18 protein-coding genes are annotated in these 21091 nt (G+C 70.5%); 8 read left to right on the forward strand and 10 right to left on the reverse strand.

From position 1 onward, the window contains the following. Positions 1–41 precede the first annotated feature (41 nt). The 4 genes from ACLF3M_RS21340 to ACLF3M_RS21355 form a co-directional block, all read right to left on the reverse strand. Positions 42–1229 carry a trypsin-like peptidase domain-containing protein gene (locus ACLF3M_RS21340; protein WP_430658995.1) on the reverse strand — a complete coding sequence of 396 codons (1188 nt, stop codon included), beginning with the start codon at positions 1227–1229 and terminating at the stop codon, positions 42–44. Positions 1230–1338: 109 nt separating this feature from the next. Then, a complete protein-coding gene (locus tag ACLF3M_RS21345) occupies positions 1339–2565 on the reverse strand; it encodes a calcium-binding protein (protein ID WP_430658996.1) in 1227 nt (408 codons plus the stop codon). Between the two features lie 323 nt (positions 2566–2888). Next, on the reverse strand, positions 2889–4118 hold the full coding sequence (locus ACLF3M_RS21350) for a calcium-binding protein (RefSeq protein WP_430658997.1): 1230 nt from the start codon (positions 4116–4118) through the stop codon (positions 2889–2891). Between the two features lie 238 nt (positions 4119–4356). Continuing rightward, complete coding sequence (locus ACLF3M_RS21355; RefSeq protein ID WP_430658998.1) at positions 4357–5223, reverse strand: prephenate dehydratase; 867 nt, start codon at positions 5221–5223, stop codon at positions 4357–4359. A 169-nt stretch (positions 5224–5392) separates the two neighbouring features. Here ACLF3M_RS21355 and ACLF3M_RS21360 point away from each other — a divergent pair, with 169 nt between their 5' ends. The 8 genes from ACLF3M_RS21360 to ACLF3M_RS21395 all read left to right on the forward strand — a co-directional run bounded on the left by ACLF3M_RS21360 (position 5393) and on the right by ACLF3M_RS21395 (position 14267). Continuing rightward, the gene (locus tag ACLF3M_RS21360) at positions 5393–5929 is read left to right on the forward strand and encodes a c-type cytochrome (RefSeq protein WP_430658999.1); all 537 of its coding nucleotides are present in this window, start codon (positions 5393–5395) and stop codon (positions 5927–5929) included. A gap of 164 nt (positions 5930–6093) precedes the next feature. Further along, on the forward strand, positions 6094–6879 hold the full coding sequence (hisN, locus tag ACLF3M_RS21365; protein ID WP_430659000.1) for a histidinol-phosphatase: 786 nt from the start codon (positions 6094–6096) through the stop codon (positions 6877–6879). A gap of 43 nt (positions 6880–6922) precedes the next feature. Then, a complete protein-coding gene (locus tag ACLF3M_RS21370) occupies positions 6923–8779 on the forward strand; it encodes an extracellular solute-binding protein (RefSeq protein WP_430659001.1) in 1857 nt (618 codons plus the stop codon). A 175-nt stretch (positions 8780–8954) separates the two neighbouring features. Next, on the forward strand, positions 8955–10076 hold the full coding sequence (locus ACLF3M_RS21375; protein WP_430659002.1) for a microcin C ABC transporter permease YejB: 1122 nt from the start codon (positions 8955–8957) through the stop codon (positions 10074–10076). A 151-nt stretch (positions 10077–10227) separates the two neighbouring features. Next, positions 10228–11262 (forward strand): ABC transporter permease, encoded by a 1035-nt coding sequence (locus tag ACLF3M_RS21380; protein WP_430659003.1) that lies wholly within the window; start codon positions 10228–10230, stop codon positions 11260–11262. After that, positions 11259–12872 carry an ABC transporter ATP-binding protein gene (locus ACLF3M_RS21385; protein ID WP_430659004.1) on the forward strand — a complete coding sequence of 538 codons (1614 nt, stop codon included), beginning with the start codon at positions 11259–11261 and terminating at the stop codon, positions 12870–12872. The genes ACLF3M_RS21380 and ACLF3M_RS21385 overlap by 4 nt, the downstream gene beginning before the upstream one ends. After that, complete coding sequence (locus ACLF3M_RS21390; protein WP_430659005.1) at positions 12869–13333, forward strand: hypothetical protein; 465 nt, start codon at positions 12869–12871, stop codon at positions 13331–13333. Before ACLF3M_RS21385 ends, ACLF3M_RS21390 begins: the two co-directional genes overlap by 4 nt. A gap of 1 nt (position 13334) precedes the next feature. Next, positions 13335–14267, forward strand: a complete 933-nt coding sequence (locus ACLF3M_RS21395) for a 2-hydroxyacid dehydrogenase (protein ID WP_430659006.1) — start codon at positions 13335–13337, stop codon at positions 14265–14267. 48 nt (positions 14268–14315) lie between these two features. On the opposite strand, the gene ACLF3M_RS21400 is transcribed toward ACLF3M_RS21395, so the two are convergent. The 6 genes from ACLF3M_RS21400 to ACLF3M_RS21425 form a co-directional block, all read right to left on the reverse strand. Then, positions 14316–14714: a MarR family transcriptional regulator gene (locus ACLF3M_RS21400; RefSeq protein WP_430659007.1), complete on the reverse strand. Its 399-nt coding sequence runs from the start codon at positions 14712–14714 to the stop codon at positions 14316–14318. A 172-nt stretch (positions 14715–14886) separates the two neighbouring features. Beyond that, on the reverse strand, positions 14887–16281 hold the full coding sequence (locus tag ACLF3M_RS21405; protein ID WP_430659008.1) for a leucyl aminopeptidase family protein: 1395 nt from the start codon (positions 16279–16281) through the stop codon (positions 14887–14889). 166 nt (positions 16282–16447) lie between these two features. Next, positions 16448–17374 carry a methyltransferase domain-containing protein gene (locus tag ACLF3M_RS21410; RefSeq protein ID WP_430659009.1) on the reverse strand — a complete coding sequence of 309 codons (927 nt, stop codon included), beginning with the start codon at positions 17372–17374 and terminating at the stop codon, positions 16448–16450. After that, on the reverse strand, positions 17374–18102 hold the full coding sequence (locus ACLF3M_RS21415; protein WP_430659010.1) for an ABC transporter ATP-binding protein: 729 nt from the start codon (positions 18100–18102) through the stop codon (positions 17374–17376). The genes ACLF3M_RS21410 and ACLF3M_RS21415 overlap by 1 nt, the downstream gene beginning before the upstream one ends. A gap of 10 nt (positions 18103–18112) precedes the next feature. Then, positions 18113–18958: an ABC transporter permease gene (locus ACLF3M_RS21420; RefSeq protein WP_430659011.1), complete on the reverse strand. Its 846-nt coding sequence runs from the start codon at positions 18956–18958 to the stop codon at positions 18113–18115. 55 nt (positions 18959–19013) lie between these two features. After that, positions 19014–21059 carry an NAD(+) synthase gene (locus tag ACLF3M_RS21425; protein ID WP_430659012.1) on the reverse strand — a complete coding sequence of 682 codons (2046 nt, stop codon included), beginning with the start codon at positions 21057–21059 and terminating at the stop codon, positions 19014–19016. Positions 21060–21091: the final 32 nt, after the last annotated feature.

The following is a 21091-nucleotide window of genomic DNA, read 5'->3' on the forward strand; positions in this document are numbered from 1 at the left end:
TCGGCTTCGGCCGTGGAGGCGGGCCCGGAGAGCCCCCGGCCTTACTTGACCCAAAGGAGGTTGTCGAATTCCAGCGGCGCGGGCAGGCCCGCACCCATGCCGCTCCAGGTCACCGAGGTCTCGACCAGCCCGTCGCCGTTCAGGTCGCAATGCAGGGTCCGGCCCTGGAAGCCGGCCGCACCGGCGTTGTCCACCCACACGGTGCGGCTGACGCCCGGGCGGAAGCCCCACAGCGAGAGTTCCTCGCCGGATTGCCAGTCGGTGATGGTGCTCCAGGTCGAGCCGCCGCTGCGGCCGTCCAGGAAGAACACGTCGCGTCCGGCGCCGCCGGTCAGGAAGTTCGATCCCAGCCCGCCATCCACCACGTCGTCGCCGCCGCCCGCATTGACCGCGTCGCGACCGCCCAGCGCATTGATGAAGTCGTTGCGCGCGGTGCCTCCGATCGCCTCGTCCGACCCGCTGCCGATGTATTGGTAGAGCAGGTTCTGCACGGGCCCGTTGTACGAGATCGGATCGAGCGTGAAGCTCTTGTTCGTCGCGGTGTAGGTGACGCTGAACTGGAGCTGCGCGACGAACCCCGGGACCAGCAGTTGGTCGTTCTCCGCCATGAAGGCGGTCAGCGTATCCACCTCGCCGTCCAGCCGGTTCGCCCAGCCGCTGGTGGATACGACGCCGACGACCTGGTTGTTGGCGTTGATGATCGGCCCGCCGCTCATTCCCGGAGAGGCGAACACCGAACGGAGGTCGTAGAGGGCCTCGTCGCCGAAGCCGATCTGGCCCATGAAGCCGGTGTCCCGTACCAGCTGGTCGCCCAGCGAGGCCGGATAGCCCGAGATCGCGTAGGACCCTCCGCCGGCATAGGACGCCCAGCCCAGCCATCCCGTGCTGTCGCCGAGCGGCGTCGCCAGCCCGATGATCGCCATGTCCCAGGCAGCTTCGCCGGCGGTGTTGAAGCCGTAGTCGTAGTCGACGTCGAATTTGAAGTACCGCCATTCCATGAAGCCGTCGTAGTAGCCCCAGGGACCGGGGGCGCCGTCGAAGGCCGGGTAGATCGCGACGTTCTCGACCTGCTTCGTGGCGCTGTAGATGACATGCGCGGCGGTCAGCACGTCGTTCCGGCCGATGATGGCGCCGGACCCGCGCGTGAAGCTGCCGTCCGACCATTCTACCTCGATGTAGACGACGAAGTTGTTGGGCCAGACATCCTGGTCGGGATAGGTCAGCGGCATCGGCGACTCCAGTAAGCGACCGGAACGAACCGCCGACGATGTAGTGTTGGCTAAGTGCCCGCAATCCCTCTCGCGATCGAGCCGCTCCGCCGTATTTGTCCTCGCCCCCTCACAGGAACCAGAGCAGCCCGTCGAACTCCACGGGCTTCGGCAGCCCGGCCTGACTGCGTCCCGTCCAGGTCACCGAGGTCTCGATCACCCCGTCACCGTTGAGGTCGCCATGCATCGTCAAGCCGCGATACCCGGCGGCGCCGGCGTCGGCCGCCCATTCCGCCCGGCTCACCCCCGGCCGCCAGCCCCAGACGGACAATTGCTCGCCAACCTCCCAGTCCGTGATGGTGGACCAGGTCGTGCTGCCGCCGCGGCCGTCGAGGAAGAACACATCGCGGTCCGCCCCGCCGGTCAGGAAGTTCGATCCCGTGCCGCCATCCAGGACATCCGAGCCCGCGCCGGCATCGACCGCGTCGTCGCCGCCCATGGTGTTGATGAAGTCGGCGAAGCCGGTGCCGTGCACCGCCTCGCCGCCGGCCGATCCGATGAAGGTCAGCACGAGGTAGTCCACCGGCCCCGCATAGCCCGCGGCCGCCGGCGTGTCGGCAAGGCCGTTGCCGAGGTCGGTCCGCGCGAAGGTCGGCGCTAAGCCGCCAACGGCACCGCCCATCGCCGGGACTGTCATCACGGGACCGGCGCCGAAGCGCACCGTCTCGATACCGCTCAGCGCGTCCACGCCACCGGGATGCGAGACCAGCGTCCAGTTGCCCACGCCGGAGACCGTGGCCTCGGACGCCGTGCCGGCCAGCACGGCAAGGTCGGTGCCGTCGCCGCCGATCAGCACGTTGCTGCCGGCCCCCCCATCCAGCGTGTCGGCGCCGGCATCGCCTTTCAGTACGTCGCCGCCGCCACCGCCGCGCAGCAGGTCGTTGCCCGCCCCGCCACGCAGCACGTCGGCGAAGGCGTTGCCGGTGACGGTGTCCGCCCCGGTCAGGAAATCCATGGTCAGGAAGGGGAAGGTGCGGATGTCGTCGTTGTTGACGCGGTAATTCAGGCCTTCGATCGCCACCAGCGGCTGCACGCTGGCGTCCTGGCTGCGGAAGTTGGCGATGGTAAAGGCGTTGTTGGCGCCGCTGATAAAGAAGGTCAGCCAGGCCACCGGCGGGGCGTTCACCCCGATCGTCGCGGCCGCGTAGCTGAAATCCATCATGATGGGGAAAGGGATGTTGTAGTCATGCGTCGGCGGCGGCGGCGACGCCGGGCCGTCGAGCAGCCAGGATGCGAGGCCGAGGGACGTCATGTCCACGCCGCGGCCGAAGCGGTCATAGGCGGTGACGAGGGGCACGCGGAGCCTCCGGCCTGCCCGGGGAAGCGCCGCGCCATCCCCAATGCGGCGCGCCGACCCGGTCCTGTGAGGCCCGGCCGCGGGACGATGCATGGCGGCCCAACCCATGCACCCCGCCGACGATCGCGAGCGCCCTACTGTCCCGCTGCGCGCGCGCGCGCGCAAGACGAATCCGCACGCTGCGGCCGAGGCCCGCATCTCGCCTCTACAGGGTCGCAGTGCGTGCCGTGTGCCGCGCGTCGCCGGGCCGGCCCGTGCCCGAATTCCCTGACCGCTCGCTCAGCCGATCCGCCGCTGCAGCACGCCGCCGCGCGGCCGTCCCGTCACAGAAACCAGAGCAGCCCGTCGAACTCCAGCGGCTTCGGCAGCACCGCCCGGCTCTGCCCCGTCCAGGTGACAGAGGTCTCGATCAGCCCGTCCCCGTTCAGGTCGCCATGCATCGTCACGCCCTGGAACCCCGTCGCCCCGGCCTGGTCCACCCAGCTTGCCGTGCTCACCCCGGGCTTCCATCCCCAGACTGACAGCTGCTCGCCCACCTCCCAGTCCGTGATGGTGGACCAGGTCGTCGTCCCGCCCCGGCCATCGAGAAAGAACACGTCGCGGTCCGCCCCGCCGGTGATGAAGTTCGACCCGGTGCCGCCATCCACCACGTCGGTGCCCGCCCCCGTGCTCACCGCGTCGTCGCCGCCCAGGCCGTTGATGAAGTCGGCGAAGCGCGTGCCGCCCACCGCCTCTCCGCCGGCGGTGCCAAGGAAGGCCAGCGCCAGGTAGTCCACCGGCCCGATGTAGTCGAGCGCCCCGACGGTCGTGGCCGTTCCCGTCGCGAGGTCGGTGCGCGCGAAGGTCGGGCTGAACGATCCCCCGTCCCCCACCGCGAGGGTGAGGGAGGCGACGGCGCCGCCGCCGAAGCGCACACTTTCCACGCCGGCCAGCGCATGGGCGCTGCCATCCGCGGCGATCACCAGCGTGAAGGTCCCACCCAAGAAGAAGGAGGCGCCGGCCGCCGTGCCCGGCAGCAGCGCGACGTCGGTGCCCGCGCCGCCGATCAGCACGTTCGACCCCGCCTCGCCGCTCAGCGTGTCGGCGCCGCCGTCGCCCTTCAGGATGTCGCCGCCGTCTCCGCCAACCAGCGAATCCTGGCCCGCCGATCCGCGCAGCACGTCGGAGAAGCGGTTGCCCGTGACGGTATCGGAGCCGGTGAGGAAGTCCGTCCCCAGGAAGGTCATGTCGCGCAGGTCGGCGCTGGTCACGCTCAGGCTGAGCCCGCCGATCGTCACGAGTGGGTTGCCCGCCGCGTCCTGGCTCTGGAACCCTGTGACGGCATAGACCCCGCCAAGGCCTGACACGCTTATCAAGAACCCGGCGATCGGTGCCGAATCCACGTTCATCAGCGACGTCGCGACGCCGTAATTCCAACTGGCGAAGCTACCCTGCAGCACGGGGCTGAAGAAGCGCGTTGGCGTGGCCGGCCCGTCGAGAAGCCAGCTCGCCAGGCCGACATCCGTCATGTTCACGCCACGCCCGAACTCGTCCAAAGCGACGACGACCGCCATTCAACGCCCCATGTCCCTGAACAACCCGTAACGGCAAAGCAATGGGCGGCGGGGCCGTCAAGCCGGGCATGCCTAAATTTCGTTTGCAGGCTTAAATGTTCGCGTTATGATCCCACCGTCACGGGCAAGCTGCGTCCGGATGGCCTCGCTGGCGGCGCAGCGCCTTTGCCCCGGGCCGCCACCGGACCGTCCTAAAGGCTAAAACGCCAAAATCCCAAAACCCTAAAACCCGCCGCCGTCAGTTCCCCTCGCGCTGCGCGAGGCGATAGGGATGCGCGCGGTAGGTGCCGAGCACGCGCAGGTCCGCCGAGAAGAAGGCCAGCTCCTCCAGCGCCCGCTTCACCCCGGGCTCCTCGGGATGGCCGTCCACGTCGGACAGGAACTGCGTCGCGGTGAAGGCACCGCCCACCATGTAGCTCTCGAGCTTCGTCATGTTCACGCCGTTGGTCGCGAAGCCGCCCAGCGCCTTGTAGAGCGCGGCGGGGATGTTGCGGACGCGGAAGACGAAGCTCGTCACCCAGTTGCCGGCGTCATAGGGGCCGGGCAGCGGCGTGCGGGACATCACGTAGAAGCGGGTCGTGTTGTGGGCCTCGTCCTCGACGTTGCGGCGCAGGATCTCGAGCCCGTAGATCTCGGCGGCGAGTTCGCTCGCGATCGCGGCGTCCTCCACCCCGCCGCGCTCGGCGATCAGATGGGCGGCGCCGGCGGTGTCGGCCTCGATCACGGCCTGCAGGTCGAGCTCCTTCAGGATGCGCAGCACCTGGCCGAGCGCGACGGGATGGCTGTGGGCGCGCTTCAGCGTGGCGATGGAGGCGCCCTTCGGCGCCAGCAGGCAGTGCTCGACGCGCTCGAAATGCTCGCCCACGACATGCAGGCCGGAATCCGGCAGCAGGCGGTGGATGTCGGGGACGCGCCCGGCCAGCGAATTCTCGCACGGCAGCATGGCGAGGCCCGCGCGGCCGCCGCGGACCGCCTCCATCGCTGCCTCAAAAGAAGGGCAGGGCAGCGTGGTCCAGCCGGGATGGGCGTGGCGGCAGGCCAGGTCGGAATAGGCGCCGGGCAGGCCCTGGAAGGCGATGGTCCGGGCGGCGGCGTCGCTGCTCATGGGTGTCCTGGGGTGAAGATTTGGCGCGGAAAGCGCTGCGGTGCGGCGGGTTGTCGAGTCCTGGCACCGCCTCTATGTTCCGCGCGGTTTTACGGCACGGCGACAGGGGCGCAAGCCCGGTGGCGCGGCCGCGCGGCGGACGCCGCATTCGGGAAGGGTGCAGACCGGGATGAGCCTCGAATTCAACAAGATCGCCGCCGCGGTCCTGACGGCCGGCGTCAGCTTCTCGGTCTTCGGCCTTGTGGGCCAATTCCTGGTTTCTCCGCACAAGCTGCATGAGGCCGCAATCGCGACCCCTGCAGCCGCCGCCGCGCCGGCCGCAGCCGCCTCCGCGGCCCCGGCGATCGAGCCGATCGCGCCGCTGCTGGCCGCGGCGAATGCCGACAACGGCCGCGCGCTGGCAGGCCGGCTCTGCGCCTCCTGCCACAACTTCGCGCAGGGCGGGCCGAACGGCGTGGGCCCGAACCTCTATGGCGTGGTTGGCGGACCGCACGCCCATGCTCAGGGCTTCAACTACTCCGCCGGCATGCGCGCGCTGCACGACAAGACCTGGGACTACGAGGCGCTGAACGCCTTCCTGCTGAAGCCCGCCCAGGCCGTCAGCGGTACGCGCATGGCCTTCGCCGGCATCAACAGCGCCGCGCAGCGCGCCGACGTCATCGCGTATCTCCGCAGCCTCGACACCAACCCGAAGCCGCTGCCCTAAATCCCCACGACGTCGCCTTCGGCGCCGCCGCGGGGGCCCCGGATTGGCGCCTCGTCCTGTCCGATTAGCTTCCGCCTCCCGCAGCAAAGCCGTGGGAGGGCACCGGGGGGCCGATAGGGGCCCAAGGCACGGCCCAACGCAGGAGGCGGCTGCGGCCGGCAGGCATGATGGCTCAACCCGCCGACTTCCTCCCCTTCGCCGAGGCCGCCGCCGATCTCGCGGGACAGGTCATCCGCCCGCTCTTCCGCTCCCCCCTGCTGGTCGAGGCCAAGGGCGACGCCAGCCCGGTCACCGAGGCGGACCGCGCCGCCGAGCGCGCCATCCGCGACCTGCTGGCGGACCGCCTGCCGGCCCATGGCGTGATCGGCGAGGAATACGGCAACAGCCGCGAGGACGCCGAATGGGTCTGGGTGCTGGACCCCATCGACGGCACGCGAGCCTTCGTCACGGGCCGCCCGCTCTTCGGCACGCTGATCGGGCTGCTGCACCGCGGCGTCCCGGTGCTGGGCATCATCGACCAGCCCGTGACCAGCGAGCGCTGGATCGGCGTGGCGGGGCGGCCGACGACGCTCCGCTCCCCGATCGGCGGCGCCGCGGGCTGCCGGCCCTGCGCGACGCTCGACCGGGCCGAGTTGTCCTGCACCTCGCCCGACATGTTCGACGACGCGACCGCGCCCCGCTTCGCCGCGGTGAAGGCGGCGGCGCGGCGGACCACCTGGGGCGGCGACTGCATCGCCTATGGCCTGCTCGCGATCGGGCTGGTGGACATCGTCGTGGACGCCACGATGAAGCCCTGGGACTGGGCCGCGCTGGTCCCGGTGATCGAGGGCGCGGGCGGGCGCTGCACGGACTGGGCCGGGCGGCCGCTCCGCCTGGACGGCGACGGGTCGGTGCTGGCGGTCGGCGACCCCGCCTTGTTGCCGGTCGTATCAAAGTTGCTCGCGGGTTAACGGCAGGTTGCCCCGGCTGGGCGGAACGCCCTAAGTGACGGGCATGCGCCGCCGCGACCTGCTGTCCCTCTCCGCCGCCCTCGGGCTGCCCCCCGTTGCCGCCCGCGCCGTGACGCCGGCCGGCGGCTCCGACGCGCCTGGCGAGGCGGTGCGCACCCATGCGCTCTCGCTGCTCGGCCAGCCCGAGTTGCCCGCCGGCTTCACCCATTTCCCCTGGGTGAACCCGAATGCGCCGAAAGGGGGCGAGATCGCGCTCACCGCGCTCGGCAGCTACGACAGCTTCAACGGCTTCATCATCCGCGGCACGGCGGCCGTCGGGGTGAACCTGATCTACGACACGCTGCTGAAGGAAAGCGCGGACGAGGCCTCCACCGAATATCCCTACCTCGCGCAATGGATCGAGCTGCCCGCCGACCGCGCCGGCGTCACCTTCGAGCTGAACCCGACGGCGCGCTGGCACGACGGCCGGCCGGTCACCGCCGACGACGTGGTCTGGACCTTCAACGCGCTCCGCCAGCACGGCCGCCCCTTCTACCGCAGCTACTACGGCGACGTGACGGAGGTGCGGGCCGAGGGCGAGAAGCGCGTCGCCTTCAGGTTCCGCAACGACGAGAACCGAGAACTCGCGCTCATCCTCGGCCAGATGGCGGTGCTGCCGAAGCACTGGTGGGAAGCGCGCGACTTCACCCGCCCGATCCTGGAGCCGCCGCTGGGATCCGGCGCCTACCGCATCGAGCGCTTCGAGGCCGGGCGCAGCATCGTCTATCGCCGCGTCGAGGATTGGTGGGGCCGCGACATCCCGACCATGAAGGGCACGCAGAATTTCGGCGCCTATCGCTACGAGTATTTCCGCGACACCACCGTCGCGCTGGAGGCGTTCAAGGCCGGCCAGATCGACTTCCGCACGGAGAACGTCGCGCGGGACTGGGCGACGGCCTACGACTTCCCGGCGCGCCGGCGGGGACTGGTGAAGCTCGACGAGATCCGCCACCAGCTGCCGACGGGCATGCAGGCCTTCGCGGTGAACCTGCGGCGCCCGCTGTTCCAGGACGTGCGCGTCCGCCGCGCACTGGTCGAGCTCTTCGACTTCGAATGGATGAACGCGAACCTGTTCTTCGGCGCCTATGCCCGCACGAACAGCTTCTTCTCCAACTCCGAGCTCGCGTCGTCGGGCCTGCCCACGGGCAAGGAACTGGCGATCCTGGAGCGCTTCCGCGGCCGCATCCCGAATGAGGTCTTCACCACCGAGTTCAAGCTGCCGACCACGGACGGCAGCGGCAACAACCGCGAAGGCCTGCGCCGCGCGCTGGCGCTGCTGCAGGAAGCGGGCTGGCGGGTGCAGGACCGCCGCCTGGTGAACGCGCGCGGCCAGCGCTTCGAGTTCGAGATCCTGCTGCAGGGCCCGACCTTCGAACGCATCGCGCTGCCCTATGTCCAGGCGCTGGAGCGCGTGGGGATGAGCGTGCGCGTGCGCACCGTCGATCCCGCGCAGTACCAGACGCGCGTCGACGCCTTCGACTACGACATGACGGTCGATTCCATGGGCCAGTCACTGTCGCCGGGCAACGAGCAGCGCGACTACTTCACCTGCGCCAAGGCCAACGAGCAGGGCAGCCAGAACGTGCCTGGCATCTGCGATCCCGCGATCGACGAGCTGGTGGAGCTGGTGGTGAACGCGCCGGACCGCGAGGAGCTCGTCGCGCGCACCCGCGCGCTGGACCGCGTGCTGCTCTGGGGTCAGTTCGTGATTCCCCAGTGGCACATCCAGGTCTTCCGCATCGCCTATTGGGACAAGTTCGGCCGGCCGGAGCGCAGCCCGCGATACGCGCTGGGGCTTGATACCTGGTGGATAGACCCGGCGAAGGAACGCGCGCTGGCAGAAGCCAGGCGGACGCTGTAGCGCGGTGGCAGGACGGATGAACGAAGCCCTCTGCCCCGCTTATGGGGGAGAGGGTTGGGTTAGGGGGACGCGCAAGGCTGGCCGCGCGTTCGCCATGCTGCACGCCCCCCTCACCCAACCCCCTCCCCCCTGCGGGTGGAGAGGGCGCAGCGTCGCGGCCGTCTAGGACGACCCCATGGCCGCCTACATCCTCCGTCGCGTCCTCCTCGTCGTGCCGACGCTGCTCGGCATCATCCTCATCAATTTCGCCGTCGTGCAGTTCGCGCCGGGCGGCCCGGTCGAGCAGATGCTGGCCGAGCTTCGCGGCGAAGGTCAGACCCTCGGCCGCCTGACCGGCGAGGGCGGCGGCGAGACGCGACAGCCCGGCGCTGCGACACCAGGCGGGCAGCAGGGCAGTGGCGATGGCGGCCCGGTCGGCAGCTACCGCGGCGCGCGCGGCCTCGACCCCGCCATCGTGCGCGACATCGAGAAGATGTTCGGCTTCGACAAGCCCGCCCATGTCCGCTTCCAGGAGATGATGCTGGGCTACCTGACCTTCGACTTCGGGCGGTCCCTGTTCCGCGACCGGCCCGTCGTGGACCTCATCGTCGAGAAGATGCCGGTCTCCGTCAGCCTCGGCCTGTGGTCCACGCTGATCATCTATCTCGTCTCGATACCGCTCGGCATCCGCAAGGCCGTCAAGGACGGGACGCGCTTCGACCTCTGGACCTCGGGCGTGGTGCTGGTGGGCTATGCGATCCCGGGCTTCCTCTTCGCCATCCTGCTGGTCGTGCTGTTCGCCGGCGGCAGCTTCGTGCAGTGGTTCCCGCTGCGCGGCCTGGTCAGTGCGGGCAGCGAGACCTGGCCGTTCTGGGAACGCGCGCTGGACTACGCCTGGCACATGGCGCTGCCGACGCTGGCCCTCGTCATCGGCGGCTTCGCGGGGCTGACGATGCTGACCAAGAACAGCTTCATGGACGAGATCGGCAAGCAGTACGTCGTCACCGCCCGCGCCAAGGGCAACGACGAGACGCGCGTGCTGTATGGCCACGTCTTCCGCAACGCGATGCTGCTGATCATCGCGGGGTTCCCCGCGGCCTTCATCGGCATCCTCTTCACCGGCGCGCTGCTGGTGGAGATCGTCTTCTCGCTGGACGGCCTCGGCCTGCTGGGCTTCGAGGCCGCGATCCGCCGCGACTACCCCATCATGTTCGCCACCCTCTACATCTTCACGCTGCTCGGCCTGGTGATGCAGATCGTCGGCGACCTCATGTACACCGTGGTCGACCCGCGCATCGACTTCGAGGCGCGGCGGTGAGTCGAGCACATTCGTCGCCGGTGGCGCCGCACCCCCACCCGCCCTCGCTGCGCTCGGGGACCCTCCCCCGCTTCGCGGGAGAGGGATCGTCAGCGCGACCGCTCCCTCTCCCGCGTCAGCGGGGGAGGGCCGGGGTGGGGGTCCCCGCGCCGTGAGTCCGATCAACCAACGGCGCCTTGCGAATTTCCGCGCCAACAGGCGAGGCTATGTCTCCTTCTGGGTCTTCCTCGTCCTCTTTCTCGTGACGCTCTTCGCGGAGTTCATCGCGAACGACCGCCCGCTGGTCGCGCGCGTGGACGACAGGTGGCTGTTTCCCGTGCTGACCAGCTACGCCGAGGAGGACGTGATCCCCGGCGGCCTGCCAATCGAGATGGACTGGCACGACCCGGAATTGCGCAAGGACTTCGCCGATCGCGGTGGATGGGCGATCTGGCCGGCGATCCCCTATTCCTACCAGAGCGTGGTGCGCGACCTCGGCCGTCCCTCGCCGGCGCCGCCATCCCTGCGCAACTGGCTCGGCACGGATGACCAGAGCCGCGACGTGCTGGCGCGCGTGATCTACGGCTTCCGGATCTCGGTCCTGTTCGGCTTCACGCTGACGATCGTCAGTTCCGTCGTCGGCGTCGCCGCCGGCGCGGTGCAGGGCTACTACGGCGGCTGGGTGGACCTGTCCTTCCAGCGCTTCATCGAGGTCTGGTCGGGCATGCCGCAGCTCTACCTGCTGATCATCCTGGCCAGCGTCATCGAGCCCGGCTTCTGGACGCTGCTGGTCTTCCTGCTGCTGTTCTCCTGGATGGGGCTGACTGGCGTGGTGCGCGCGGAGTTCCTGCGCGGCCGCAACTTCGACTATGTGCGCGCGGCGAAGGCGATGGGCGTCGGCGACACCGTGGTGATGTGGCGCCACATCCTGCCCAACGCGATGGTCGCCACGCTGACCTTCCTGCCCTTCATCCTGTCGGGCTCGGTCACCGTGCTGGCCTCGCTCGACTTCCTCGGCTTCGGGCTGCCGCCGGGATCGCCGTCGCTGGGGGAGCTGGTGTCGCAGGGCAAGAACAACATGCAGGCGCCCTGGCTCGGCATCACGGCCTTTTTCGTCCTCGGCGGCGTGCTGACGCTGCTGATCTTCGTCGGCGAGGCCGTGCGCGACGCCTTCGATCCCAGGAAGCTTCCGGGGGGCGGGCGATGACTGACGAGCCCATCCTCGACGTCCACGACCTCTCCGTCGCCTTCCGCGGCAAGCGCGTGGTGGAGGGCGTGTCGTTCGGCGTGAAGCGCGGCCGGACGCTCGCGCTGGTCGGCGAATCCGGCTCGGGCAAGTCGGTCACCGCGCTCTCCTGCCTGCGCCTGTTGCCGGGCTCCGCGACCAACCCCGAAGGCCGCATCCTGCTCGACGGCACCGACGTGCTGAAGGCCGAGGGCGAGGCGCTGCGGCGGCTGCGCGGCGGCGTCGCCGGCATGGTCTTCCAGGAGCCCATGACCTCGCTCAACCCGCTGCACACCGTCGGGCGCCAGGTCGGCGAGGCGGTCACCCTGCACCGCCCGATGAAGGGGGAGGCGCTGCGCGCGCGCATCATCGACCTGCTCCGCCGCGCCGGCTTCCCCGCCGCCGAGGACCGGCTGAACGCCTACCCGCACCAGCTCTCCGGCGGCCAGCGCCAGCGCGTGATGATCGCCGCGGCGCTCGCCAACGATCCCGCCCTGCTGATCGCGGACGAGCCGACGACCGCGCTCGACGTCACGATCCAGGCGCAGATCCTGGAACTGCTGGCGGAGCTGAAGTCGCGGCTCGACATGGCGATGCTGCTGATCACCCACGACCTGCAGATCGTGAAGCGCCATGCCGACGAGGTCGTGGTGATGCGCCACGGCCGTGCGGTGGAGCAGGGCGCGGTCGAGCAGGTCTTCGGCGACCCGCAGCACGACTACACGAAGATGCTGCTCGCGACCGAACCCCGCGGCCGCCCCGCTCCGGTGCGAGCGGACGCACCGGTCGTGATGCGCGGCGAACAGGTGAAGGTGCACTTCCCGATCCGCCGCGGCCTGCTGCGCAAGGTCGTCGGCGTGGTGAAGGCGGTGGACGGCGTCTCCGTCGAGATCCGCGAGGGCGAGACGGTCGGCCTGGTCGGCGAATCCGGCTCCGGCAAGACGACGCTCGGCCTGGCCATGCTCCGCCTCGAACCCAGCGAAGGCGCGATCGCCTTCGAGGGCCGCGACATCCAGGGCCTCGACCGCGGCGCGCTGCGGCCGCTGCGCGCGCGGATGCAGATCGTGTTCCAGGATCCCTACGGCGCGCTCAGCCCGCGCATGACGGTGGGCGAGATCGTGGGCGAGGGCCTCGCCGTGCACGAGAAGCTCTCGCCAGCGGCGCTCGCCGCCCGCGTCGCATCCGCGCTCCAGGAGGTCGGCCTGGCGCCGGAGATGGCGGAGCGCTACCCTCATGAATTCTCCGGCGGCCAGCGCCAGCGCATCGCCATCGCGCGCGCCCTGGTCCTCAAGCCCCGGCTCGTCGTGCTGGATGAGCCGACCAGCGCGCTCGATGTCTCGGTCCAGGCGCAGGTGGTGGAGCTGCTGCGGGAGCTGCAGGCGAAGCACCGCCTCGCCTATCTCTTCATCAGCCACGACCTCCGCGTCGTGCGTGCCATGGCGCACCGGATCGTCGTGCTGAAGGACGGCAAGGTGGTGGAGCAGGGCGAGGCCGAGGCGGTTGTCGCGGCGCCCCGGCAGCCCTACACGCGGGCGCTCATGGCCGCGGCCTTCGACCTCGCGGCCACCCATGGGGGCGCGGTCCGCACATGAGCGACGACGATCCGACGCCGCCGCTGCAGATCCTGAAGGCGCTGCTGGACCGGAAGACCCTGCGGCTCGGCGTGCACATCCGGAAGATGAACTCGCCGGGCAGCCCCGTCTACTTCGCGGCCGAGAACATCTGGCCCGCAGCGGTGATCCTCGTCGGCTCCTTCGCAGCCACCGCGCTGATCCATTTTTATCTCGGCGCGGCGGTGCTCGCGGTTGGCTGCTGGTGGTGGATCATGAAGGTGCAGCCGCGCATCCGCGACGGCGTCTTCGACCGCAGCGCGGGATGGGCCTTGCAATCCGACCAGCATTTCGACGCGCTCTGGGCGAAGGGCGTGCTGACGCTCTACGCCGAGATGCCCGACGGGCGGAAATTCGCCGCCACCAGGCGCGACGACTGGCGCGGCTTCGTGCGCCTCGTGCTGCGCGAAAGCACCACCCCCCCTGCCCAGGAAGCCGCCTGAGATGGCCGTGCTGCTCTCCACCAAGGCCACCACCATGCAGGCTTGGCGCGACGCGCTGCTCGCGGTGGATCCGTCGCTCGAGATCCGGCTCTTTCCCGATGCCGGCGATCCCGCCGACATCGAGGCCGCGGTGGTCTGGACCTCGCACGACATGGCGGAGCTCAGGCGCTATCCGAAGCTACGGCTGATCGTCTCGATGGGCGCGGGCGTGGACCACCTGCTGCGCCCGCCGGGGCCGCCGCCGGGCATCCCGGTCGCGCGGCTCGTGGATCGGATGTTGACCACGCAGATGGGCGAGTGGGTGCTGCTGAACGTGCTGCGCTTCCACCGACAGGATCCGGACTACCGTGCCCAGCAGCGCGACAAGGTCTGGCTCGAGCTCGACGCGCCGGTCACGGCGCAACGCCGCATCGGCATCATGGGCTTCGGCGAGCTCGGCACGCACGCCGCGGGGCCGCTGCGGACGCTCGGCTTCCCCGTGATGGGCTGGACCCGCCGCCCGCGCGATGTCCCGGGCGTCGAGACCTTCCACGGCGAGGACGGCCTGCACGCCATGGCCGCGCGCAGCGACATCCTGGTCTGCCTGCTACCGCTGACCTCGGCGACGCGGGGCATCGTCAGCGCGTCGCTGCTGGCACGCCTGCCGGGCGGTGCCTTCCTCATCAACGGCGCCCGGGGCGGTCACGTCGTCGATGCCGACCTGCTGGCCGCGCTCGACTCGGGCCATGTTGCCGGCGCCGCGCTCGACGTGTTCGAGCCCGAGCCGCTGCCGGCCGATCATCGTTACTGGTCGCATCCGAAGGTCGTGATGACGCCGCACGCCGCGAGCATCACCATCCCATCCAGCGCCGCGCCACAGGTCGTCGAGAACCTCCAGCGCGCCCGCGCCAGCCGCCCGCTCCTCAACCTCGTGGATTTCTCCGCGGGCTACTGAAGCGGCATGGCCGGCTCCCGGCAGTACCGGGAGCCGACAATGCGCCGCTCAGCCGGCCCTGCGGGACGGGTCGGCGTTGTCAGCGGACTGGGGCGGGTTCTCGCGGGCCTGCTGCTCGGCCTGGCCCATGATGCTGCGCATGTCGCGCAGGAAGGCCGCGCCTTTCAGCGTCCGCTGCACCAGCACGCTGCGCCGGTCCATCGGATCCACCTTGCGCCGGGCGAGGTCGAGCTCGCCCAGCCTGTCGAGCGCCCGGGTGATCGCGGGCTTCGACACGTTCAGTTCTGCCGCCAGGCCGCGCACCGTGTGCGGCCCGTCGGTCAGGTAGACGGTCAGGAAGACACCCAATTGCCGGGCGGAGAGGTCCGGTCCGTCGCGACGGACGAGGGCCACCACCGTATCCCGCAGGATGCCGACCAGCACGTCAGGGTTGGTCTGCGTCGCCATGGTCTCAAATCCTTCCTGGGCGCCCTCCCGGCCTCCAGATGCCGCCGCGGCTTTGGCTCCGGAACGTCCCTTAGCGCGCCTCTGCGATGTGCCGTTACGTGAATGGTACTCGCGCGAAGCACTCTTTGGAGAGCGGCTCGAACCCGAAAGTTCCCGTTTCATCTTGGCTTTGTTACCGTCCTGCGTGTTCGGAAGCGGAGGCGAGCGTCGCCACGGCGCGCGCTATGCCGCGCGCAGCCTGAATCTCGCCTCCTTCCGGCCGCCCTGGCCGGCCTTGGTCGTTCCATGCGTAGAGGTCGAGATGCGCCCAACGTATCCCGGCCGGCACGAAACGGCTCAGGAACAAGGCCGCGACGATCGCGCCGGCCATCGGCTTCGAGGACACGTTGTTCATGTCGGCAACGGGGGAGTCCAGCCAGGAATCGTAAGTACCCTGTAACGGGAGCCGCCAAACAGGATCGTTCCTCTGCGATCCCGCCCGGAGCAGGGCTTCCGCGATGCCATCGTCGTTGGAGAACAACGCCGGCAGGTCCGGCCCGAGCGCGACCCGCGCGGCGCCGGTCAGCGTCGCGCAATCCAGCAACAGCTCCGGCTGCGACTCCGCCGCGAGGGCCAGCAGATCCGCGAGCACCAGGCGGCCTTCCGCGTCGGTGTTGCCGATCTCCACCGTCAGCCCCTTGCGGGTGCGGATGACGTCCATCGGGCGGAAGGCGGTGGCGGAAACCGCGTTCTCCACCGCGCCGACGAGCAGCATCAGCCGGATCGGCGCGCCGGCGGCCATGAGCATCTCGGCGATCGCCATCGTCGTCGCGGCGCCGCCCATGTCCTTCTTCATGCGCAGCATCGCCGCGGAGGGCTTCAGGTCGAGCCCGCCGGTGTCGAAGCACACGCCCTTGCCGCACAGCGCGACGAGCGGCCCGTCCGCCTTACCCGTCCAGCGCAGCACCGCCACGCGCGGCGGCCGCGCCGCGCCGCAGCCCACCGCCTGCACCGCGGGAAAGCCCTGCTCCAGCGCCGCGCCCTCGATCACCTCGACGGTCGCGCCGTATTGCGCGCCGAGCGCGACGACGGCCCCCGCCAGCTCGGCGGGACCGAGCAGGTTTGCCGGCGTGTTGATGAGGTCGCGGCCGCGGATGATCGCGGCGGCTTCGCGCTGCGCGGCCTCGGTTCCCGCCGGCGGCACCAGGCATGCGGGCGCGCGGCCTGGCTGGGATCTCAGCGTGCGGTAGCGATAGGCGCCGAGGCACCAGCCCAGCACCGCGGCTTCCAGGTCGGGCGCGCCCTCGATCCGCCAGGCCGTGCCCTCCGGCAGCGCATGCGGCATGGCGCCGAAGGCCCAGGGGCTCGCGGCTTCTGCCGCCTCGGCGCCGAGGCCGAGCACCGCCCCGGCCAGGCCGCCCTGATTCGGCAGCAGCGCCAGTTCCTGCGCCTTCGCCGTGAACCCCGTGGCATCGAGCCAGGCGGCCTGCGGCGGCGTCAGCCGCGCGCGGAGCGCCGCCAGGTCGTCGGGGCCGACGGCATGCAGCGGAAGGGCGGAGGTCGTGCTGTGTGCTAGGCCGTCGAGCATGATCCCGCGCGAACCAAGGGGAAGATTGCCAAGGGCGGGAGGCTAGGTCCGGAACCCGACGGAGTGAAACCCCCGGAGATCACCCAAGCGAAAAGAAATCTCTCTTGCCCAACAAATCGCGATAGTTACATTCCATGCAAACGATCGCAGCGTTCGCGTCCCGGCATCACCCCGGGCGGCACTCCACCACGGCGGCGCAGGTCAGGTCGTCCTGCGGCGCGCGGCGCAGGGACGGATGCGCGCCGCCCGGCGGCAGCGGTGCGGCCGGCCAGAGCAGCCGGCTGCGAACCGCTGTCGCGAAGCCGGCCTCGTGCATCATCGCGACCATCTCGCTCAGTCCCAGCCGATTGCAGTAGAGCGCCGCGCGCGCCACCGCCGGCCCTTCCCAGAAGGCCGGCGAGAAGGCGAGGTGGCGCAGCCCGCCGCCGAGATGGTCGTGCAGGTCGATCGCGTGGATGGACAGCCCGTCCGGCGCGGCGACGCGCCGCAGCGCGCGGAACAGCGGCGCCATCGCATCGCGCCGCACATGCTCCAGCACGGCGACGGAGACGACGAGGTCGGCGGCGCCGTCCCCGATCTCCTCCAGCCGCTCCGTCCCGCCGATCAGCAGCCGCGCGCCGCAGGCCGCGAGCACGTCCTGGTGCGTCCGGCAGGACGACAGGTCGGGTGGCGCGAGCCCCGCTGCCCGGGCCGCCTCCGCCGCGGCGAGATAGGGGCCGAGGTCGCGCGGCGCGTCGTCCTCGACATCGAGGTACCAGATCGGCCCGAAGCCCAGCGCCGCGGCGACGGGTGCGCGACGCACCATCGCGCCGGGGCCGAGTTCCAGCATGCCGCGCGGTGCGCGCCCCGCCACGTCGCGAAACCGGCTTGCCCAGTCGCGCAGCGGCGCGACCGTCACGGCGGGGTTGTCCGCGTCGAAGGAATGCCGCCGCAGCCCGATCGCGCGCCAGGCCCGCGCCGGCACCGGCAGCGATCCCATGACGAGCTTCACGCCGAGCTTCACCCACCACGGCACCGGCGCGCCGGCCGCATAGCCCGGCGGGACCGGACGGTCCTCGCCCGGCGGCACGGGCACATCGTGGGGGGGCTGCACTACTCCCCCAGGACCTCGCCGACCGGCCCGTCGGCCTCGATCCGGCCGCCGTTCAGGCGGATGGCGCGGTTGCACCATTTGCGCACGATGGACATGTCGTGCGTCGCCAGCACCAGGATGTCGGCGCCGGTGACCAGGCTCTCCAGCCGCTCGCTCGCGCGCGCCATGAAGTCGGCGTCGCCGGCGAGGAACCACTCGTCCATCAGCAGGATCTCGGGCGACATCAGCGTCGCCGCCGCGAAGGACAGCCGCACGCTCATGCCCGCGGAATAGGTGCGGACGGGGACGTCGAGGAACTCGCCAAGGCCGCTGAAGCGGCCGGCTTCATCGGCCATCGCCTCGCACTCCGCCTCGTCCATGCCGAGAAAGAGGCCGCGCAGCACGATATTCTCGCGCCCCGTGGATTCAGGGTCCATGCCGGCCGCCGGGTCGATCAGCGTGCCGATGCGGCCCGCGACCTCGAGCCGCCCTCCCACGGGTTCATAGATGCCTGCCAGCGTCCGCAGCAGCGTCGTCTTGCCCGCCCCGTTGCTGCCGATCAGCGCCACGCGCTCCCCGGGCTCGATGCGGAAGGACAGCTCGCGCAGCGCGGCGACGACGATCCGATGGTTCGCATCCTCCTTCAGCCGGATGTTCGCACGCGCCATCAGCCGCTTCTTCAGCGACCGCGCGGACAGGTGGTACAGCGGGAACTCGATCGACAGGCGATCCGCCTCGATATGCGCCATCGTCGCCGGCCTAGACCCAGAAGGCGATGCGGCTGCGGAAGCGGACGAAGAACAGCAGGGCGATGGTGCAGGACGCCGCGGTGTAGAACAGCGCGGCGGCCCAGATCCGCAGACCCGCGCCACCCTCGACGAGCGGTCCGCGCACCGTCTCCATCAGCACGTAAATCGGATTGAGCGGCAGCAGCACCTGCATCTCGCCGAGAAGCTCGGGCTTCCACAGGATCGGGGAGAGGAAGAAGGCGAACTGCATGAAGCTCGCGACGACCTGGGGTATGTCGCGGAAGCGAGCGCAGACCATGCCGAGGAAGAGGCCGACGGAGAAGCCGTTGATCGCCAGCAGCAGCAGGCCCGGGATGACGAATATCGCCTCCGGTCCCGGCAAGACCCCGCAGGCCAGCATGACAACCGCGATCAGCGGCAGGCTGTGCGCGGCGATGATGGCGTTGCGGAAGACGAAGCGCAGCACATGGACGGTGTAGGGCAGCGGCATCTGCCGGATCACGCCCTCCGACGAGATGAAGCTCTGGCAGGCATCCGCCACGATCTGGTTGATCGTGCCCCAGACCAGCAGGCTGACCGCGAGGAAGGGCAGGTATTCGCGAAGGGTGAGTTTGAAGAGCGTGGAGTAGAGCAGGCCAATGCCGACCACCATGATCGCCGTCGATGCTGTCATCCAGAACGGACCGAGGACGGAGCCGCGGTAGCGGTTGCGGATGTCGAGCCGCGCGAGCGCCGCCCCGAGCCGCCAGCGCCGCAGGCCCGCCAGCAGGTCGGCCACGGCGCGGTCGAGGTGTCGCGGATCCCTGGCGTCGCGGACATAGCCGGAGGAGGCGGCGGTGGAGGCGGAGGACGACATGCCGCGCGCTATAGCCCGAGGGCGCGGGTGCCGCCAGCGAGCCCCCCGTCCGGCGTCAATCCGGGATGTTCCCGAGATCCGCCAGCCAGGCCGCGGCGGAGGCATCCGACGGCGCCCGCCAGTCGCCCCGCGGCGACAGCGACCCGCCCGAGCTCACCTTCGGCCCGTTCGGCAGCGCCGAGCGCTTGAACTGGCTGGTCGCGAAGAATCGTCGCACGAAGACCCCGAGCCAGCGCTTGATCGTGGGGAGGTCATAGGCGGCGCGCTTCTCCGCTGGCGTGTTCGGCGGCCAGGCGCCGGCGGAGGCGTCCCGCCAGGCATGCCAGGCCAGGAACGCCACCTTGGACGGGCGGAAGCCATAGCGCGTCGTGTAGAACAGGTTGAAATCCTGCAGCGCATAGGGACCGACGAAGTCCTCGGTCCGCTGGGCCGGCTGGTCGCCGCCGGCGCCCGGGACCAGCTCGGGCGAGATCTCTGTCGCGAGGATGTCCAGCAGCACGGGCTTCGCCGCCTCGCCGAAGGCGCCGGATTCCGCGACCCAGCGGATCAGGTGCTGGATCAGCGTCTTCGGCACGCTGGCATTGACGTTGTAGTGCGACATGTGGTCGCCGACGCCATAGGTCGCCCAGCCCAGCGCCAGCTCCGACAGGTCGCCCGTCCCCAGCACCAGCCCGCCATGCAGGTTCGCCAGACGGAACAGGACGGAGGTCCGCGCCCCTGCCTGGACGTTCTCGAAGGTCACGTCATGGACCGCGCGGCCGTCGGCGAAGGGGTGGCCGATGTCGCGCAGCATCTGCATGGACGCCGGCGACATGTCGATCTCGGCCGCGGTCACGCCGAGTGCCTTCATCAGCGCCCAGGCATTGGACTTGGTGCGGTCGGTCGTCGCGAAGGCCGGCAGCGTATAGGCCAGGATGTCGGATCGCGGCCGGCCCAGCTGGTCGAAGGCATGCGCGGCGACGAGCAGCGCCTGGGTGGAATCCAGCCCGCCCGAGACGCCGATCACGATGCGCTTTGTCCCCGACGCCTCCAGCCGCTGGCGCAGGCCATAGGACTGGATGTTGTAGGCCTCGTAGCAGAGCTCGTTCAGGCGCGCGTCGTCGTCTGGCACGAAGGGGAAGCGCGCCAGCGGACGCCGCAGGCCGAGGTCGGAGGTGCGGTCGGGGGCCAGGACGAAGCCGACCTCGCGGAACGGCCGGGCCGGCCGGTTCAGGTCGGCGGCGTCGCCGAAGCTGGTCTGGCGCAGGCGTTCCTGCTGCAGCCGCTCGAGGTCGATGTCGGCCAGGATCGGCGCGGCGTCGCGGGCGAAGCGCGGCGCCTCGGCCAGCAGCACACCGTTCTCGTAGATCATGGCCTGGCCGTCCCAGGCGAGGTCGGTGCTGGACTCGCCCGTCCCGGCTGCGGAGTAGAGGTAGGCCGCCAGGCAGCGCGCGGAATGCACGCGGCACAGCGCATGCCGGTAGTCCGACTTGCCCACCGTGACGTTCGACGCCGAGAGGTTCAGCAGCACCGTTGCACCCGCCAGCGCCGCCGCGACCGAGGGCGGGACCGGGGCCCAGACGTCCTCGCAGATCTCCACATGCACCACGAGGTCGGGCAGGTCCGTGGCGCGCAGCAGGATGTCGGTGCCGAAGGGCGCTTCCTGCCCCGCCAGGTGCAGGGTCGGCGGGACCGCCCCGCCGCCGGTGGCGAAATGCCGCTTCTCGTAGAACTCCCGGTAGTTCGGCAGGTAGGTCTTGGGCCAGGCCGCAAGCAGCCGGCCGCGATGCACGGCCAGCGCAGCGTTGTAGAGCCGCCCGCCGGCCCTTACCGGGGCGCCCACGAACAGCACCGGGGCGAGGTCCCGGCTGGCCTCCAGCAGGGTGGCGACGGCCTGCTCCACCGCGTCGAGCAGGGCGGATTGGTGCAGCAGGTCGTCGATCGCATAGGCCGACAGGCCGAGCTCGGGGAACAGGACCAACGATGCGCCCTGCCCGGCCGCCTGCCGGGCGAGCGCCAGGGTCTCCCCCGCGTTGAAGGCGGGGTCCGCCACGCGCAGCCGCGGCGCGCCGGCCGCGGTGCGGACGAAGCCGTGGGTGTGGAGGTTCTGGAAGGCGCTCATCCTCCCCAGGATATGGGGTTTGGCCCCCCGCT

Origin of the sequence: Falsiroseomonas sp. HW251 (assembly GCF_050563545.1) — a bacterium.
GTDB lineage: Bacteria > Pseudomonadota > Alphaproteobacteria > Acetobacterales > Acetobacteraceae > Falsiroseomonas.